We start from the raw sequence: 16,832 nt of genomic DNA, 5'->3' as shown, positions 1-16,832 counted from the left end.
CGCAGCCGCGGCGCCGGTCATCGCAGCGGCCACCGCCCAGGTCACGGCGCTGGCGGCCGATCCGGCCCGGCCGGTGACCGCCCGCGAGCGCGCCCAGGCGCGGGCGCCGGTCGCAGACGCGGCTGCGGCGAAGGCGGGCGACGCGCCCGCCGTCCCGACCAAGCCCCCTCCGGCGGCCGCGCCCCACAGCGCGCCGGCCGCCGAGTCCGCCGCAGGCGACGCCGAGGCGCTCGCCGCCGCCCCCGCGGCGGACGACGACAGCGCCGAGGATGCGGCGCCGCCGGATACGGCTCAGCCCGGCGCGCCGCAGCCGCTCGGCGGCCAGGCCGCCGCCCCGCTGCACGCGCCGCCCCCTGAGGCCGCGAGCCTCGCCGCGCCGCAGACGGTGGCCGCCCTCGCCGCCCAGATGATCCGCAAGCTGGACGGGCGGACGACCCGGTTCGACGTGCAGCTCGACCCGGCGGGCCTCGGTCACGTGGACGTCCGCGTGGAGATCGGGGCCCACGGGCGAATCACCGCGGCGCTCTGGTTCGACAATCCGCAGGCGGCCCGCGAGCTCGCGGCGCGCGCCGACGAACTCGCCCAGGCGCTGCAGCAGGCGGGCTTCGACCTCACCGGCGGGCTGTCCTTCGACGTGGCCGGCGACCGGGGCCGCAATCCCGGGGACGAGGACGGCGAGGCCCAACCCGGCGCCGCCATGCGCGGCCGCGCCTTCCAGGCGGCGCTGACCGGCGCGGGCGACGCGATCGACATCGCGGCCGGAGCGCTCCGGCGCTCGGGCCGCGCCGCCTCCGGCGTGGACATCAGGATCTAGAGGGCGCTCATGACCGTCACCCCCACCACCGCCCAACCGCCGACGGCGCCGGTCACCGGGACCACGTCCAGCGCGGCCGACTCCACGGCCTCGAGCCTGGCCAGCCTGACCGACAACTTCCAGACCTTCCTGTCGCTGCTGACAACGCAGCTCAAGAACCAGGACCCGCTGTCGCCGCTGGATTCCAACCAGTTCACCCAGCAGCTCGTGCAGATGAGCGGCGTCGAGCAGCAGATCCAGAGCAACGCCCTGCTCAAGCAGATCGCCGGCAACACCGGCACCGGCATCTCCACGGCCGTCAGCATGATCGGCAAGGACGTGCGCGCGGTGACCGACACGGCGGCGCTCAACAAGGGCCAGGCGAACTGGGTCTACAACCTGCCCTCCGACGCCAGCGACCTGAAGCTGGAGATCGTCGATTCCGCCGGCAAGGTGGTCCACGCCGAGGCGCCTTCCGACATGAAGGCGGGCGACCACACGCTCTCCTGGAACGGCAAGGACCTGACGGGCACGCAGCTTCCCGACGGGAACTACACCCTGCGGGTCACCGCCACCGACCAGAACGGCGCCGCCATCGCCACCACGACCTACGTGGACGGCGTGGTCACCGGCGTCGAGCAGACGAACGGCCAGACCATGCTGACCATCAACGGCGGCCAGGTGAGCTGGGACACGGTCACGAGCATCAGCAACCCTGCCCCGGCGGCCGCCCCATCGCTTCTGTCGACCGTCACCTCGCCAGTCACCTCGGCGATCTCGGCGGTCACCTCGCCGGTGACCTCCGTGGTCTCGGCGCTCACCGGCGGCGGCGCATGAGCCGACGCCATCCCTTCCACCCGGGCGGCAAAAGGCCGTCCGCCCTGACGGCCGCAAGCCGCCGTTCGGGATCCGCAGCAGGCGGGCCCATCCTCAGAGAACGGAAAGACCCATGAGCATCAACTCAGCCATGCTCGCCGGGGTGTCAGGCCTGGTGGCCAACTCCTCGGCGCTCGCGGCGATCTCGGACAACATCGCCAACGTCAACACCATCGCCTACAAGCGCAACCAGGTGAATTTCGGCGACGTGGTCACCGCCCAGTCGGTGCAGGGCCTCTACTCGGCCGGCGGCGTCCAGGGCATTCCCCACGCCTACGTTTCCCAGCAGGGCCTGATCCAGACCGCGGCCTCGCCCACGGACCTCGCCATCTCCGGCGACGGCTTCTTCGTGACCACCCAGAAGCCGACCGGCCTGACCGCGGCCGACGCGCGCGAGTTCACGCGCGCCGGGCAGTTCAACGTCGACGCCTCGGGATTCCTGGTGAACGACGCCGGGCTGTACCTGCAGGGCTGGCCGGCCTCGCCGACCGGGACCTTCGCGGTCGACCCGTCGGACCTGACCAAGCTCAGCTCGATCAACGTCAAGAACCTGGGCACGGCGGTGCAGCCGACCGGCAACGTCGGGATCAGCGCCAACCTGGACGCGACCCAGACCGTTTCGCCCGCCGAGGCCACCTACACCGGCGCGGCCGGCAACAGCATGGCCGACTTCGCCGCCGGCGTCGCAGGCGGCACCCAGCCCGACTTCACCATGGACCTGAACGTGGTCGACAGCCTGGGCGCCTCGCACAAGATCGAGATCGGCTTCCTGAAGAGCTCGGCGGCGCCCAACACCTGGCACGCCGAGATCTATGCGATCCCGGCGAGCGACGTGGACGTGGCCGGACCCTCCGGCCAGATCGCCGCCGGCGACGTCGCGTTCAACCCCGACGGCAGCATCGACCTCGCCAACACCACCCTGTTCGGCGGGGCCGGCAATCCGCCGGTGCTCAACCTCGCCGCCTCGGGCGGGGCGCAGCCCGCCTGGGCCGCCAGCCTCGGCATCGCCGCCCAGACGGTGAACCTCGACCTCACCAACGTGACCCAGCAGGCGGAAGCCTCGACGGTCAACTCGATCTCCAACGACGGCGCGGGCGTTGGCAACATCGTGGGCGTCCAGGTGGACGAGCACGGCGTGGTCTCGGCGATCTTCGACAACAGCCAGGTCCGCAAGATCGCGCAGGTGGCGATCGCCACCTTCCCCAACGCCGACGGGCTGAAGTCGATCACCGGCAACGCATATCAGGCGACGCTCACCGCCGGTCCGATGGTTCTGAAGGAGGCCGGCAACGGCGGGGCAGGCACGATTGCGCCCTCCAGCCTGGAGGCCTCGACCGTCGACCTGTCGGCCGAGTTCACCGGCCTGATCACTACTCAAAGAGCCTACTCGGCATCTTCGAAGATCATCACGACAGCCGATGAGATGTTGCAAGAACTCATCGACATGAAGAGATAGGTCTGAAAGATAATATCGATTAACAACTGGGTCAGGTCACACCTAAACCAAATGTTTACATAGGGACAGAATGGTTAGGCGTTTCTTTACTATAGCGATTCAGCCGGCGTTAGCGACCGGCGGCTATGGTCGCCGTCAACTGTGATGGTGGGAAGAGCTTAATAGCCATGTTGCAACAACAGCAGGTGCGCACGAACAGCCGGGGAGAAGCCTACGTCATAGGCCCCACCGGCGCGCCCTTGACTCTCAAGGACCTGCCCCCGGCCAATACCGGCCGCTGGGTGATCCGCCGCAAGGCGGAGGTGGTCGCGGCTGTGCGCGGTGGGCTCCTCTCGCTGGAGGCGGCGCTGGAGCGTTACCAGCTTACCTCCGAGGAGTTCCTGGCCTGGCAGCGTTCCATCGATCGTCACGGCATGGCGGGGCTGCGCACCACGCGCCTGCAACAATATCGCTGAACCGTTCCACTCCCCCGGATAAGGTTCGCGACAGTCCGGCCGCGCTCGTCCTCCCGAGCGCGGCCGCTTTCTATTTGCGGCGGTGAGCGCGCCGGACCGGCGGGCGGCGGCGTCGCGAAGCGCGAGCCAGGCGCTCCGGCCGGCGCCGCGCGCGACGGACCCGCGCCGCCGAGCGGACAGCCGCCGAGGGCGCAGCCTGGGCGATGCGAAGCGGCCGAGCGGCCGGCGGGGCGAGCGGGCCGGGCGCCGGCGCGATCGTCGCCGCAAGGCCCACGCTCGGCTCGGCTTGCCGAGGCTCGTCAAGGCGCGTCGCCGACCAGGCGAGGAGGCCCGCCGCAGCGGCCAGCGCGAGGAAGGCGAGCGTCCGACCTGGCCGGCGCCGCCTGGTCCTGGCCTGCGCAGAGGCGGGCCGGCTGCGAGGCGCCTTGGCCGCGGCGGAGAAGCCCCGGTAGGTCGGCGCCGCGCCCGGCGCGGGAAACGGATCGAGCCTCACGACCATTCGACGGTCTCGAAGCGGGGCGCCGCCGGCGCGTCCCGCTCGGAGGGGCGCCACAGCGCCGGCCCGGAGACCGTCTCGTCGATCCGCAGAGGCTCCATCGGCACGGCGTAGTCCGCCGGGCGCGGAATCACGCGGTCGGCCGCGGGGCTGCGGCGCGTGCGCGGCCAGGCCGGGCGGCTTGGATCCTTCGCCTGCAGCACCTCGATGCGCCCTGCCCCCAGCCGCGCGGCCGTGAGCACGCCGGTGGCGTAGGCGCCGGTGTCGAGACCGATGCGGCCGGCGCTCAGCACCGGCAGGTCGTCGACCCAGGAGTGGCCGTGCACGATGGTTCGCTCGAAGAGCCGGCGGGTTTCCAGGAACTCGTCGCGGATCCACAGCAGGTCGGCCTCGTCCTGCCTGGCGAGCGGCGCGCCCGGCGCGACCCCCGCGTGGACGAAGGCGTAGCCGCCGATCACCACCATGAGGTCAAGGTCCTGCAGCAGCCGAAGGTGGGCGGCCGGCAGCCGCCGGAGCAGCAGATCGCGGGCGGCGGTCCAGGCGCTGGGCGGCTCGCCCAGGTCGGGCGGCTTGACCCCGTAGGCGCGCAAGGTCTCCGCGCCGCCGAAACCGCACCACACCGCGCCCTCGTCGGGATTGTCGAGGAAGCGAAGCAGCGCCTGCTCGTGATTGCCCTTGAGCAGGTGGAGGTGGACCCCGCCCCATTCCTTCAGCCAGCAGAGCGCCTCCAGCACGGCCGCCGGATCGCCCGCGCGATCGATGTAGTCGCCGAGGAACACCACGGTCGGGCGACGACCGCCGCCCTCGGCGTCGTTCGCCAGCATCGGGAGCAGGCTGGCCAGCAGATCGTAGCGGCCGTGCACGTCGCCGATCGCGTAGAGCGGGCCTGCGGCGGCCGGCGGCGGCGAAGCCCGCGGCAGCTTGCCGCGCACGGCGCGTCCGCGATCGTCGAACAGGCCGAGCTTTCCGCCCGCCGCGCGCCGCAGCCGCAGAGCGGGCGCGGGCGGCGCGGGACGGCCGGGCGGCTGCGGCAGCCGATCGGCGAGCTCGGCCCGGACCACATCCAGGGCGGCCGCGAGTCCGGGCCGATCGCGCAGTTTCGAGGCTCCCGGCGAGGGCTCGACGACAAGGCTGGAGGTCCGCATGGCCTCCGCAGTCCCAGGCTTGCGCATGCGAAAAGGCTGCCCCAACCGCCCCTGAACGGCCCCTGAACCATGGCGGCGCTTGCGAGGCGGCGCGGGCCGCCAGAATCCGCGCGGCGCGGGGGTCGGATTATGTCGACATGGCGACGTTTCGGCTCTATCTGCTCTACCGAACGGCCGCGTCTCCGGCGGCGAGCTCCGACGACCACGCGGCGCGGAAGACGCGGGCGCGAGGGCGAGCCGCTGACGCATCGGCAATCGGGGTCTTCGCCGAATTTTCAAGCGGTTAGCAGAAGCTGCGGGGAACTTCGTCCGTCCCGCGGGGTTGCATGGAGACGAGTGTTGTCGGGCAGGCGACAATTGTCTGAAGAAACGGATCATCAGAGAGCCGAGCGCTATCTGAAGATGGCGACCGAAACGGCCGCCCAGGCGCAGCGCTGCGGCGACGCCGCGGTGGCCGAGGCCTATCTCCACCTGGCCTCGATCTGGCTGCGGATGGCCGAGGAGCTGACGCCGCATTCCGCCGCCGACGAGGCGCCCCGGCCCGCGGCCAGCGCCTGAACGGCCGTCAGCGGTCACGTCACTTCACGTCAGGAGGCGAGGATGCTGAGCGGAAGCTGCCTTTGCGGACGGCTCGCCTACGAGGCGGACGCCGAGCTGGAAGGCATCGCCCATTGCCATTGCCAGACCTGCCGGAAGGCGCACGGCGCGGCCTTCTCCAGCGTCGCGCCCGTGCCGCGCGACCGGTTCCGCTGGGTGCGGGGCGACGACGTCCGCAGATCCTATGAATCCTCGCCCGGCAAGTTCCGCCACTTCTGCGCGCAGTGCGGCTCCCACGTCATGGCCGAGCGGACCGCGCAGCCGGTGGTGCTGCTGAGGCTCGGCTGCCTGGACACGCCCGCCACCTGCGAGAACCAGCGGCACATCTGGCGCTCGGACGCGGCGAGCTGGTATGATCCGAAGGCGGTCTGGCCGGAGCTGCCGGAAGGCCTGAGCCCGCGCTGAGCGGCTAGGTTTCCACTTCGCGGATCAGGCGGCGCGCCATGTCCGCTTCCGCCTCGGGCACCATCAGCCGGGCCGGGAACGCGCCCGGCCAGGGGCTTCCGCCCTCGAAGACGAACACCTGGATGTCGGCGGCCTCCAGCAGGCCCTTCAGGAAGTGCAGGCGGACCGGGTCGGTGGTCTTTGCGACTTCGATCATCCCGCCATGGGTAGCGCAGGGGCGGCCGGCGCGCGAGCGGCCTCGGGCCGGCGCGGCTCAGGGCCGCTCGGAGAGCCGGGTGACCGCCACCACGATCCGCTCGCGCTCGCCCGGAACGCGCTCCACGAGGAGGCGGGCGACCTGGGCGTCGTCGTGGAAGGCGTAGCCCTTGATGGCGTCGAGGATCGCCTTGGCCAGGTTGTCGAGGTCGAGCCAGGGCGGCTCGCCGACGTATTCCATGCGGATCTCGACGGCGAATTCGCCCCCATCGCCCCCCCAGGGGGGCGACGAATCAAAAGTCTGCCGGGTCGCGAGCGACCCGGTGGCCGGCCGCGCGCCGCGCCAGGCCTTGCGGAAGAACTCGTAGATCAGCGGCTTGTAGTACTTGGCCTGGGTGGTGAGGCCGTCCACCTCCACGACCATCCCCGCCTCCCCCTCGCGGGCGCGCACCTTGCCATGCTGGGTCCAGGGCTCGGTCACCTGAGAGCGCTCAGGCCCGCTGGATCTTCACCGCCGTGCCGTAGGCCAGCACCTCGGTGATCCCGTCCATGATGTCGTTGGCGTCGTAGAGCATGCCGACGACGGCGTCGGCGCCCAGCTGCTGGGCGTGCTCGACCATCAAGTCGTAGGCTTCCTGGCGGGCGTGCTCGGCGAGCTGGGTGAAGATGCTGAGGTTGCCCCCGAACAACGACTGGATCGCGCCGCCGATGTTGCCGAGCGCGCTGCGCGAGCGGACCGTAACGCCGCGCACGACGCCGAGATGCTTGGTGATCACATAGCCCGTCAGCTCGTAGGTCGTGGAGACGATCATCCTGCAGCCCCTCCCGATGATGCGGCGGGTATATCGCCCGCCGGAACCGCGCGCCACGGCCGTTGCGGCGACGGGACTCGCCCGCTAGACCGCGCGTAGCCAGCGCTCCGGGAGCTCTCAGCCAGATGACCGCGACCTCGCCCAAGACCAGGACCGAGACCGACACCTTCGGCCCGGTCGAGGTGGCCGCCGACCGCTACTGGGGCGCGCAGACGCAACGCTCGCTGCAGAACTTCCGGATCGGATGGGAGAAGCAGCCGCTGCCGGTGATCCGGGCGCTGGGGATCGTCAAACGCGCCGCCGCCGAGGCCAACATGGCGCTGGGCAAGCTCGATCCGAAGCTCGGCGAGGCGATCGTCGCGGCCGCCCAGGAGGTGATCGACGGCAAGCTCGACGACCACTTCCCGCTGGTCGTCTGGCAGACCGGCTCCGGCACCCAGTCGAACATGAACGCCAACGAGGTGATCTCGAACCGGGCGATCGAGATGCTGGGCGGCGAGATGGGCTCGAAGACGCCGGTGCACCCGAACGACCACGTCAACATGAGCCAGTCGTCGAACGACACCTACCCGACGGCCATGCACATCGCCTGCGCCGAGGAGGTCTCGCGGCGCGTGATGCCGGCGCTGGAGCACCTGCATGCGGCGCTGAAGGCGAAGACCGAAGCCTTCGCCCACATCATCAAGATCGGCCGCACCCACACCCAGGACGCCACTCCGCTGACGCTGGGCCAGGAGTTCTCCGGCTACGCCCACCAGATCGCCATGAGCGTCAGGCGCATCAAGGAGACGCTCTACGGGCTCTACGAGGTGGCGCAGGGCGGCACGGCCGTGGGCACCGGGCTGACCGCGCCGGTGGGCTTCGCCGAGAAGGTGGCCGAGCGGATCGCCGCCATCACCCGCCTGCCGTTCGTGACCGCGCCCAACAAGTTCGAGGCGCTGGCCGCGCACGACGCCATGGTGTTCAGCCACGGGGCGCTGGTGAGCGCGGCCTCGGCGCTGTTCAAGATCGGCAACGACATCCGCTTCCTTGGGAGCGGGCCGCGCGCCGGCTTCGGCGAGCTCGCCCTGCCGGAGAACGAGCCCGGCTCCTCGATCATGCCCGGCAAGGTCAACCCTACCCAGGCCGAGGCGCTGACCATGGTCTGCACCCAGATCATGGGCAACGAGACGACCATGACCATCGCCGGCTCGCAGGGCCAGTTCGAGCTCAATGTGTTCAATCCCGTGATGGCCTACAATTTCCTGCAAACCTGCCGCCTGCTGTCGGACGCGGCGATCTCCTTCACCGACAACATGGTGGCGGGCATCCAGGCGCGCGAAGACAACATCAAGGCCAATCTCGAGCGGTCGCTGATGCTGGTGACCGCGCTCAAGGAGCACATCGGCTACGACAAGGCCGCCGCGATCGCCAAGGCCGCGCACAAGAACGGCACCACGCTGCGCGAGGAAGCGGTCGGCGGCGGCTATGTGACGAACGACGAGTTCGACGCCTGGGTGCGCCCCGAGGACATGATCCGGCCGGGTTGAGGGACCCGGTCAGACGAAGACGCCATCCGGCGCGCCCCGGAACGCGTCTTCCTGGCTTCCGAGCCGCCTACGTCCGCCGCATCACCGCGAAGTCGGCGAGGTCCTCCAGGGCCGGGCGCCAGGGCGTCGGCTCGAAAATGGCAAGCGCGGCCTTGGCGCTCTCGGCATAGGCCTGGGCGAGGTCGAGGGTGGCCTCCAGCGCATGGGTCTGGCGCACCAGCTCGCGGGCATGCTCGAAATCGCCCTCGGCCTGGTCCCGCCGATCGACCGTGCGGAGCCAGAAGTCGCGCTCGGCCAGGCCGGTGCGCTGCATGGCGAGCAGCAGCGGCAGGGTCGCCTTGCCTTCCCGGAAGTCGTCGCCGGTGTTCTTGCCGAGCGTGCCGGAATCGCCGTCGTAGTCGAGGGCGTCGTCGACCAGCTGGAAGGCGAGGCCGAGGTCCTGGCCGAACCGGCGCAGCGCCCGGCAGCGCTCGGGGGAGGCGCCGGCCGAAACCGCGCCGGATTCCGCCGCGGCCGCGAACAGCTCGGCGGTCTTGGCGCGGATGATCTCGATGTAGAGGTCCTGCGTGAGTTCCGGGTCGTGCGAGCGGGTGAGCTGCAGCACCTCGCCCTCGGCGATCACGCGCGAGGCGCGGGCCAGGATCTCCAGGGCCGGCATGCAGCCCGCGCCCACCATCAGCTCGAAGGCGCGAGCGAACAGGAAATCGCCGACCAGCACCGATGATGGCGCGCCCCAGATCAGGTGGGCCGCGACGCGGCCGCGGCGCAGCTGCGAGGAATCCACCACGTCGTCGTGCAGCAGGGTCGCGGTGTGGATGAACTCCACCGCCGCCGCGAGCTTGAGACAGCCGTCGTCGCGGCCGCCGACCAGCCGGGCGGCGGCGACCGTCAGCAACGGCCGCAGGCGCTTGGCGGAGCCTGCGATCAGGTGGTCGGCCAGCGCCGGAATCACCGGGACCGGGCTGTCCATATGCCGCCGGATGAGCGCGTCGACCGCCGCCATGTCCGCCCGCGCCAGCGCCAGAAGCGCGTCCAGGGACGGCGGCTTGGGGGCGATCGCCGTGCGGGCGGCTTCCACGAGGACCTCGGCTCCTGGCTTCGGCGGAGGCTGGGGGAGGCTCGCCGCCGTTGCGGGGGACAATGGTGACGCGCTAGGCCACGGTCAAGCGACCCCGGCGCACTGTTCCGGTTCCTTATAGCAGGCCGCTCCCGATGGACGACACAACCGAAGACGCGGTGATGGGCGGGCGCGTGAGGCTCGTCCAGGCGGCGCGCGGCTACCGGGCGGGGCTCGACGCCGCCCTGCTGGCGGCCGCCTGCGACGCAGGCCCGGGCGCGCGGGTGATCGAAGCCGGCTGCGGGGCGGGCGCGGCGCTGCTGGCCGCCGCCACGCGGAGGCCGCAGGCGCGCTTCCTCGGCGTGGAGCGCGATCCGACGGCGGGCGCCCTGGCGCGGGAGAACGCCGCGTTGAACCGACTTTCGGAACGCGTGGAGATCATCGAGGCCGACGTCGCGGCGACGTTCTCGGCCTTGGGCGTCGCGCCGTTCGATGCGGCGCTGGCCAACCCGCCGTTCTTCGACGACCCGGGCGCGATCCGCGGCCCCGCGCCGGCCCGGCGGGGCGCGTGGCTCGCCGAGGGCGGGCTCGGCGCATGGACCGGCTTCCTGCTGAAGGCGGTGCGCGAGGGCGGGACGATCACCGTCATCCACCGCGCCGACCGGCTGGCCGACATCCTTGCCCTGCTCGGCGAGAGGGCGGGCTCGTTCCAGGTGCGGCCGGTCCATCCGTTCGCCGAGGCGCCGGCGAAGCGGGTGCTGGTGCGGGCGGTGAAGACAGGGAGAGCGCCGCTCAAGCTCCTGCCGCCGCTCGTGCTGCACGCGCGGACAGGGGACAAGCACACGCCCGAGGCCGAGGCCATCCTGCGCGGGCGGGCGGCGCTCGACTGGGCCTAGCCCGACCCCTCACCCGGCGGGCAGGCCGAGCCGCTCGCGATAGGTCGGGTGCACCAGATCGTGCGCCTCGGCATGCCGCTGGATATAGCTGGCCATGAACGGGCAGAGCGGGATGATCTTCAGGCCGCGATGGCGCGCGTAATCGATGGCGTAGCGGGCCAGCCGGCTGCCGATCCCCTTGCCCTCGAAAGCCGCGGGCACGACCGTGTGCGGCAGGATGATCCCGCCCTCGACCAGCTGGTACTCGGCGAAGGCGGTCTCGCCCGCGAGGCTGATCTCGAAGCGGTGCTCGGCGGTGTTGTCGACGATGTCTGGAACTTCACTCATCGCTCCTTCTTGACGCCGAACGGTCCGCTCGCCAAGCTCATGGCCATCGGCCACGTGAAGAGAGGAGGAGGCCAATGTCGAAACCCATTGTGCGAGCCCCTCGCCGCGTCGCCGTGCGCGCCGCCTGAAGGCGGCCGAAGCTCCTGACATCCTGAAGGGACTTCCGCGGTCGACGCCGATCGGCTCATCGACCTTCCGAAGGAAACCCTGACATTGCTCACGACCTATGGCTGGAGCCGCGGGCTCCAGCGGGACTTCGCGCCGCACGCGGCGCGCGGCCTCCTCGCCGGACGGGTGATCGTCCAGCAGCGGGGGCTCTATCGGCTCGCCACCGAGGCGGGCGAAGCCGACGCCCAGCTCTCGGGCCGGTTCCACCACCAGGCCGGCGAGGGCGAGCACCCGGTGGCCGGCGACTGGGTCGCGGCGCAGGGCGGCGACGGCTTCGCCTTGATCCAGGCGGTCCTGCCGCGGCGCACCGCCTTCGTGCGCAAGGAGGCGGGGACGGCGCACGGCCTGCAGGTGGTGGCCGCCAACGTCGACGTGGCGCTGCTGACGCTGTCGCTCAACGCCGACCTCAACCTTCGGCGGCTGGAGCGCTATCTGGCGGCGACCTACGAGAGCGGCGCGGCGCCGGTCGTGGTGCTCACCAAGGCCGACCAGGCGGCGGATGTCGCGGCCGCAACCGATGCGGTCCAGCGGATCGCGGGCGAGGCGCCCGTCATCGCCGTCTCCGCGCTCACCGGAGCGGGACTCTCCCTTCTGGCCGAGCAGCTCGAGCCGCGGCGGACCGCGGTCCTGCTGGGCTCCTCGGGCGTGGGCAAGTCGACCCTGGTGAACGCGCTCGCCGGGGCCGAACTGATGGCCGCCCGGGCGATCCGCGAGGGTGACGAGAAGGGCCGGCACACCACCACCCACCGCGAGCTGATCCGGCTGCCGTCCGGCGCGCTGATCCTCGACACGCCCGGGATGCGCGAGCTCGGCCTGGTGGACGCCGGAGCCGGCGTGGCGGCGGTGTTCGGCGCGGTGGAAGCCGAGGTGGAGGCGCTCGCAGCGGCCTGCCGGTTCAACGACTGCCGGCACGAGGCCGAGCCGGGCTGCGCCGTGCAGGCCGCGCTCCACGAGGGCCGACTCGATCCGGCGCGCTACGGCAGCTGGCTCAAGCTGCAGCGGGAGCTGGTCCACGAGCGCGCCAAGGAGGATCCCGCCTTCAAGAAGGCCCAGCAGCGCGAGTGGATCAGCCGCATGAAGAGCGCGCGGGCCTGGATGAAGCAGAAGCGGAAGTGGGAGTAGCTGGAACCCGGCCTCCGCCGGGACTCCGCTTTCGCGGGTCAGTTGCGCTCGACGTCGACCAGCTTGTTCTTGGTGATCCAGGGCATCATCGCGCGGAGCCTCGCGCCCACCTCCTCGATCGGATGCTCGGCGTTGCGCTTGCGGGTCGCCTTGAAGGAGGGCTGGCCGGCGGCGTTCTCGAGCATCCAGTCCTTCACGAAGCGGCCCGACTGGATGTCCTCCAGCACCTGCTTCATCTCGGCCTTGGTCTGAGGGGTCACGATGCGCGGGCCGGTGACGTACTCGCCGTACTCGGCGGTGTTGGAGATCGAGTAGTTCATGTTGGCGATGCCGCCCTCGTAGATCAGGTCGACGATCAGCTTCACCTCGTGCAGGCACTCGAAGTAGGCCATCTCCGGGGCGTAGCCGGCCTCGACGAGCGTCTCGAAGCCGGCGCGGATCAGCTCCACGAGGCCGCCGCAGAGCACGCTCTGCTCGCCGAACAGGTCGGTCTCGCACTCCTCGCGGAAGGTGGTCTCGATAATCCCGGAGCGGCCGCCGCCGATCGCCGAGGCGTAGGCCAGGCCGAGGTCGAGCGCGTTGCCGGTGGCGTCCTTGTGCACCGCGATCAGGCAGGGCACGCCGCCGCCCTTCTGGTACTCGCCGCGCACGGTGTGGCCGGGACCCTTGGGCGCGACCATCAGGACATCGATCGAGGCTCTGGGCTCGATCAGGCTGAAGTGGACGTTGAGGCCGTGGGCGAACAGCAGGGCGGCGCCGTCCTTGATGTGAGGCGCGATCTCCTCGTTGTAGATCCCGCGCTGCAGCTCGTCCGGGGCGAGGATCATGATCGCATCGGCCCACTTCGCGGCCTCGGGCACGCTCATCACCTTCAGGCCGTCGGCCTCGACCTTCTTGGCGGTGGCGGAGCCGGGCTTCAGCGCCACGGCGACGTTCTTGACGCCGGAATCGGTGAGATTGAGCGCATGCGCGCGGCCCTGGGAGCCATAGCCTACGACCGCGATCTTCTTGTCCAGGATGCGGGAAATGTCGGCGTCGCGGTCGTAGTAGACGCGCATGATCGTTCTCCTAGAGGGACAAGACGCGCTGCGCTTGCGCAACGGCAGTGCGGGAAAGCGCGGGCTCTGAAGCGGTTTTTTGCCGGGAGGTCAAGGGAAGCGCCCCGCCTCAGAGTCGCAGCCGGGCCATGGTGAGGCGGCTTACCGAAATCCGCGAAGCTTGGCAAAAGAAGGCCATGGACTACGACAAGACCGCGATCCCGGAAGCCTACGACCGCGGCCGCCAGATGCAGCCCGGCGTCATGGCGCTGTGGCTGGACGAGATGGCCTCGATCCTGCCTCGCCGGCCGGAGCGGATCGTCGACCTGGGCTGCGGCACCGGGCGACTCTCGGCCGGGCTCGCGAACGGCTACGCCGCGCAGGTGATCGGCGTCGATCCCTCGGAGAAGATGCTGCGCGAGGCGCAGGCCAAGGACCTGGGTCCTGACGTGAGCTTCCGAAGAGGCTCGGCCGAGACGATCACCGTGGAGAGCGGCTGGGCGGACCTCGTCTTCATGTCGATGGTCTTCCACCACATCGACGACCGCGAAACCGCGGCCGCGGAGTGCATGCGGGTCCTGGCGCCGGGCGGGTGCGTGGCGATCCGCAACGCCACCCGCGAGCAGGCCGCAAGCGTGCCGTTCAACGGATGGTTCGAGGGGTTCGAAGCCGTCTACGAGGCGCGGATGCCGGCGCTCGCGGAGATCACCGCGCCGTTCGAGGCGGCCGGCTTCCGCCTGATCGGGCGCAGGGTGATCGACCAGCCGACGCATCCGGACTGGACGACCTTCGTGGCGCGCACCGCGCAACGCGCCGACAGCCTGCTGATCCGTCTGCCGGACGCCGCGTTCGAAGCGGGCATGGCGCGCCTGCGGGCCGCGAACCGCCCCGGCCCCGTGCACGACCGCGTGGACCTGGTGGTCCTGCAGACGCCCGCATGATCGACGTCGGGCGCCACATCCAGCTCGGCGATGACGAGGTGCAGGTGCGCGCGGTCCGCGCCTCGGGCCCTGGCGGACAGAATGTTAACAAGACCTCGAGCGCGATCGAACTCAGGTTCGACGTGCGAAATTCGCCCTCGCTCCCGGAGCGGGTGAAGAGCCGGCTCGAACACCTGGCCGGCGGCCGCCTCACCCAGGAGGGGGTGCTGGTGCTGTTCGCCCAGGAGCACCGCAGCCAGGAGATGAACCGGCAGGCGGCGATGGATCGGCTGGTGGCGCTGATCCGCAAGGCCGCCGAACCGCTTCCGCCGCCGCGCAAGAAGACCCGCCCGACGCGGGCGGCGCGGCAGAGACGGCTGGAGGCCAAGGCGCGACGCGGCGGCGTCAAGGCCCTGCGCGGCCGGGTCGGACCGGAAGACTGACGGCGCGCCGCCGAAGGAACAAAGCTTGGCCATAGGCGGTTAGGCAAGCGGGCGCGCCCCGGCGGCCTCTGGCAAGGTTTCGCCGCATTGGCCTATAAGCTCCGCTCCATGCTCCGCGTCAGACTTCTCGCCGTCCTTGTCCTGGCCGCCGCGGCCGCCGCCTGCGCGCCGACGCTCGGGCCGCCGCCGCCGGGCTATCCGGCGCCCGTCGAGCCGGGGAGGGGCGAGCCCGCCTTCCGCGCGCACGACTTCGCCTGGTCGCAGCAGCCGGGCGCCAACACCATCGCCGGCCGGCTGATCTACCAGCGAGGGACCACGCGCTACACCTGCGCCGGAGCGATCGTCATCCTGACGCCGGAGACCACCTGGTCGCGGCGGCGCATGGAGGTGCTCTACCTTTCTTCCGAGCGCGCGGCCTTGCCCGCCGACGAGGTGCGGGCCAGGACCGCCGAGGCCCCGCCCGGCGACTCCTCGCCGTTCATCAAGCGCGCGACCTGCGATTCCACCGACCGCTTCAGCTTCACCCGCCTGCCGGACGGCGCCTGGTACGCGATCACCATCGGCCGGCCGGTGAAGGGGACCGGGCCGAGCCTGGCCCTGATGCGCCGCGTGGTGACCCGCGGCGGCCGCACGGTGACCGTCGGCCTCTGAAGCTGAGCCGGACCCGACGGCGGCTACGCCGTTCTCCTCCGCCAGATGAAAACCTAAGGAGGAGACCTCAATGCGTAAGCTGCTGATGGCGGGCCTGGCTGCGGCCATGCTGGCGGGCGGCGCAGGCGTCGCCGGCGCCCAGACCGTGGTTGTGGAACGCTGGGGCCATTGGGACCCGACCTGGGGCGCGCCGCCGCCGCCGCCGCCGGCTCGCGTCGTCTACTGGCGCGCCCACGAGCACGACTGGTACGGCCACGTGCACCACTGCATGGTGACCTTCCATCGCTACGATCCGCGCCGCGACATGTACTACGAGGGCCATCGTTGGGTCCCCTGCCGCGACCACGATCACGACGGAGACTAGCCGCCGCAGATCTCCGGATCTGCCGCGAGGCCCCGGTTCCCCGGGGCCTTTTCGTTGCTGCATGATTTGATCGGTCGGATGGTGAACCGCCTCGCGGGTTCAAGGATTTGGCTTTCGGGTGGGGCCGCATGGAGGGTGTCATGCGCGACCTGGTCTGCGCGGGCCTGGCGGCCGGCGCGCTCGCGCTCGTAGGATCCGGCGCGGCGGCGGGCGGGCCGCAGCCGAAGCCGAAACCCAGGCAACCCGCCGCAGCCTCTGCGGAACGGTTCGGCGTCAAGGCGGCGTTTCAGACCGAGACCGGCAAGGGCTACACCGCGCGTGAGCGGCATATGGCGGACTGCCTCGCCACCTACCGCAACTATGACCCGGCCAGCGACCGGATCGTCATCCGGCCGGGCGTCACCCGCCGCTGCGAACTCTAAAAAGCCAATAAAATCCAAGCGCGGCCCTGGGAACCCGCTTCGCACTCGCGGGCGTTGAAGGGGGACGAGCCGCGGACGGCGAGACCTGACACGCCCTCCCCGCCCAATCGGCTCCGTCAACCGAGGTCGAGCGCGCCCGGATCGCCCGGCAAGCCGGGCGGGCGCGTTCCCGGGGATGCCCGAGAGGAGTGAGTGATGCGTAAGACCCTAGGCGCGGCGATCGCCGGCCTGACTATCGTCGCAGGCGGCGCGATGGTCGCCGGCGCGGCGACCGCTCAGCCCTACTACGGCTACTACTACAACCCGCCGCCGACGGCCTATTACTACACCCCGCCGGTGAACCCCTACGTGCCCGCCCCCGCCTATGCGACGCCCTACTATGCGGCGCCGGGGCTGGCCGGCGCGGTGATCGGCTCCATCCTGGGCGCCGACTCCTTCGCGACCGCGCCGGGCGTGCCGGTGGACCGGTTCGGCCCTGACCCGAACGGCATGCTGGCCGCCGACGGCCACCGCATCAAATGCAAGCTGCGGGACGACTACGACTATGGCTATCGGACCCGCCGGGTCTGCTGGGAAGAGTACTAGGCTCCCAGCCGCGGAATGACGAACGCCCGCCAGGCGACTGGCGGGCGTTCTTCTCAGTGCACCCGGGCCCGGGCGATCTCG

At 71.0% G+C, this 16,832-nt stretch carries 22 protein-coding genes; 15 read left to right on the top strand and 7 right to left on the bottom strand.

Annotated features, from left to right (window positions below; genetic code table 11):
• The 4 genes from Q0W60_RS15595 to Q0W60_RS15580 all read left to right on the top strand — a co-directional run.
• The coding region (locus Q0W60_RS15595; protein ID WP_297696999.1) for a flagellar hook-length control protein FliK at nucleotides 1–814 on the top strand (814 nt) is incomplete at its 5' end.
• A gap of 9 nt (nucleotides 815–823) precedes the next feature.
• On the top strand, nucleotides 824–1,630 hold the full coding sequence (locus Q0W60_RS15590) for a flagellar hook assembly protein FlgD (protein WP_297696998.1): 807 nt from the start codon (nucleotides 824–826) through the stop codon (nucleotides 1,628–1,630).
• Nucleotides 1,631–1,742: 112 nt separating this feature from the next.
• Nucleotides 1,743–3,125: a flagellar hook protein FlgE gene (locus tag Q0W60_RS15585; RefSeq protein ID WP_297696997.1), complete on the top strand. Its 1,383-nt coding sequence runs from the start codon at nucleotides 1,743–1,745 to the stop codon at nucleotides 3,123–3,125.
• 167 nt (nucleotides 3,126–3,292) lie between these two features.
• On the top strand, nucleotides 3,293–3,580 hold the full coding sequence (locus tag Q0W60_RS15580; protein WP_297696996.1) for a DUF1153 domain-containing protein: 288 nt from the start codon (nucleotides 3,293–3,295) through the stop codon (nucleotides 3,578–3,580).
• A gap of 489 nt (nucleotides 3,581–4,069) precedes the next feature.
• On the opposite strand, the gene Q0W60_RS15575 is transcribed toward Q0W60_RS15580, so the two are convergent.
• Entirely contained in the window at nucleotides 4,070–5,248 is a 1,179-nt protein-coding gene (locus Q0W60_RS15575) for a metallophosphoesterase (protein WP_297696995.1), read from the bottom strand.
• 375 nt (nucleotides 5,249–5,623) lie between these two features.
• On the opposite strand from Q0W60_RS15575, the gene Q0W60_RS15570 reads away from it, so the two are divergent.
• Both Q0W60_RS15570 and Q0W60_RS15565 read left to right on the top strand, forming a co-directional pair.
• The gene (locus tag Q0W60_RS15570) at nucleotides 5,624–5,779 is read left to right on the top strand and encodes a hypothetical protein (RefSeq protein WP_297696994.1); all 156 of its coding nucleotides are present in this window, start codon (nucleotides 5,624–5,626) and stop codon (nucleotides 5,777–5,779) included.
• Between the two features lie 42 nt (nucleotides 5,780–5,821).
• Nucleotides 5,822–6,223: a GFA family protein gene (locus Q0W60_RS15565; protein WP_297696993.1), complete on the top strand. Its 402-nt coding sequence runs from the start codon at nucleotides 5,822–5,824 to the stop codon at nucleotides 6,221–6,223.
• A 4-nt stretch (nucleotides 6,224–6,227) separates the two neighbouring features.
• Here the strand turns inward: Q0W60_RS15565 and Q0W60_RS15560 are convergent, their stop codons facing one another.
• The 3 genes from Q0W60_RS15560 to Q0W60_RS15550 all read right to left on the bottom strand — a co-directional run bounded on the left by Q0W60_RS15560 (nucleotide 6,228) and on the right by Q0W60_RS15550 (nucleotide 7,230).
• Nucleotides 6,228–6,419: a DUF2007 domain-containing protein gene (locus tag Q0W60_RS15560; protein WP_297696992.1), complete on the bottom strand. Its 192-nt coding sequence runs from the start codon at nucleotides 6,417–6,419 to the stop codon at nucleotides 6,228–6,230.
• Between the two features lie 57 nt (nucleotides 6,420–6,476).
• Nucleotides 6,477–6,842: a RusA family crossover junction endodeoxyribonuclease gene (locus Q0W60_RS15555; protein ID WP_297697001.1), complete on the bottom strand. Its 366-nt coding sequence runs from the start codon at nucleotides 6,840–6,842 to the stop codon at nucleotides 6,477–6,479.
• A 67-nt stretch (nucleotides 6,843–6,909) separates the two neighbouring features.
• On the bottom strand, nucleotides 6,910–7,230 hold the full coding sequence (locus Q0W60_RS15550; RefSeq protein ID WP_297696991.1) for a YbjQ family protein: 321 nt from the start codon (nucleotides 7,228–7,230) through the stop codon (nucleotides 6,910–6,912).
• A 125-nt stretch (nucleotides 7,231–7,355) separates the two neighbouring features.
• On the opposite strand from Q0W60_RS15550, the gene fumC reads away from it, so the two are divergent.
• A complete protein-coding gene (gene fumC, locus Q0W60_RS15545) occupies nucleotides 7,356–8,759 on the top strand; it encodes a class II fumarate hydratase (protein WP_297696990.1) in 1,404 nt (467 codons plus the stop codon).
• 67 nt (nucleotides 8,760–8,826) lie between these two features.
• On the opposite strand, the gene Q0W60_RS15540 is transcribed toward fumC, so the two are convergent.
• Nucleotides 8,827–9,795: a polyprenyl synthetase family protein gene (locus Q0W60_RS15540; RefSeq protein WP_297697000.1), complete on the bottom strand. Its 969-nt coding sequence runs from the start codon at nucleotides 9,793–9,795 to the stop codon at nucleotides 8,827–8,829.
• Nucleotides 9,796–9,971: 176 nt separating this feature from the next.
• On the opposite strand from Q0W60_RS15540, the gene Q0W60_RS15535 reads away from it, so the two are divergent.
• Nucleotides 9,972–10,712, top strand: a complete 741-nt coding sequence (locus tag Q0W60_RS15535) for a methyltransferase (RefSeq protein WP_297696989.1) — start codon at nucleotides 9,972–9,974, stop codon at nucleotides 10,710–10,712.
• A 9-nt stretch (nucleotides 10,713–10,721) separates the two neighbouring features.
• Here the strand turns inward: Q0W60_RS15535 and Q0W60_RS15530 are convergent, their stop codons facing one another.
• On the bottom strand, nucleotides 10,722–11,039 hold the full coding sequence (locus Q0W60_RS15530) for a GNAT family N-acetyltransferase (RefSeq protein WP_297696988.1): 318 nt from the start codon (nucleotides 11,037–11,039) through the stop codon (nucleotides 10,722–10,724).
• Nucleotides 11,040–11,252: 213 nt separating this feature from the next.
• Here Q0W60_RS15530 and rsgA point away from each other — a divergent pair, with 213 nt between their 5' ends.
• Nucleotides 11,253–12,329, top strand: a complete 1,077-nt coding sequence (rsgA, locus tag Q0W60_RS15525) for a ribosome small subunit-dependent GTPase A (protein WP_297696987.1) — start codon at nucleotides 11,253–11,255, stop codon at nucleotides 12,327–12,329.
• A gap of 38 nt (nucleotides 12,330–12,367) precedes the next feature.
• Here rsgA and ilvC read toward each other — a convergent pair whose 3' ends face one another.
• Entirely contained in the window at nucleotides 12,368–13,387 is a 1,020-nt protein-coding gene (ilvC, locus tag Q0W60_RS15520; RefSeq protein WP_297696986.1) for a ketol-acid reductoisomerase, read from the bottom strand.
• A 176-nt stretch (nucleotides 13,388–13,563) separates the two neighbouring features.
• Between ilvC and Q0W60_RS15515 the strand changes: the two genes are divergently transcribed.
• From Q0W60_RS15515 to Q0W60_RS15490, 6 genes are all read left to right on the top strand, one after another.
• Nucleotides 13,564–14,307 carry a class I SAM-dependent methyltransferase gene (locus tag Q0W60_RS15515; RefSeq protein WP_297696985.1) on the top strand — a complete coding sequence of 248 codons (744 nt, stop codon included), beginning with the start codon at nucleotides 13,564–13,566 and terminating at the stop codon, nucleotides 14,305–14,307.
• Complete coding sequence (gene arfB / locus Q0W60_RS15510) at nucleotides 14,304–14,729, top strand: alternative ribosome rescue aminoacyl-tRNA hydrolase ArfB (RefSeq protein ID WP_297696984.1); 426 nt, start codon at nucleotides 14,304–14,306, stop codon at nucleotides 14,727–14,729. The genes Q0W60_RS15515 and arfB overlap by 4 nt, the downstream gene beginning before the upstream one ends.
• A gap of 108 nt (nucleotides 14,730–14,837) precedes the next feature.
• Nucleotides 14,838–15,380 (top strand): hypothetical protein, encoded by a 543-nt coding sequence (locus Q0W60_RS15505; RefSeq protein ID WP_297696983.1) that lies wholly within the window; start codon nucleotides 14,838–14,840, stop codon nucleotides 15,378–15,380.
• A 70-nt stretch (nucleotides 15,381–15,450) separates the two neighbouring features.
• Complete coding sequence (locus tag Q0W60_RS15500) at nucleotides 15,451–15,744, top strand: hypothetical protein (protein ID WP_297696982.1); 294 nt, start codon at nucleotides 15,451–15,453, stop codon at nucleotides 15,742–15,744.
• A 140-nt stretch (nucleotides 15,745–15,884) separates the two neighbouring features.
• Nucleotides 15,885–16,166: a hypothetical protein gene (locus tag Q0W60_RS15495; protein ID WP_297696981.1), complete on the top strand. Its 282-nt coding sequence runs from the start codon at nucleotides 15,885–15,887 to the stop codon at nucleotides 16,164–16,166.
• A 195-nt stretch (nucleotides 16,167–16,361) separates the two neighbouring features.
• Nucleotides 16,362–16,751 (top strand): hypothetical protein, encoded by a 390-nt coding sequence (locus Q0W60_RS15490; protein WP_297696980.1) that lies wholly within the window; start codon nucleotides 16,362–16,364, stop codon nucleotides 16,749–16,751.
• The last annotated feature ends 81 nt before the right edge of the window (nucleotides 16,752–16,832 follow it).

Origin of the sequence: Phenylobacterium sp., assembly GCF_025934275.1 — a bacterium.
In the GTDB taxonomy this organism is placed as follows: Bacteria; Pseudomonadota; Alphaproteobacteria; order Caulobacterales; family Caulobacteraceae; genus Phenylobacterium.
This window is presented reverse-complemented; position numbering and strand designations above follow the sequence as displayed.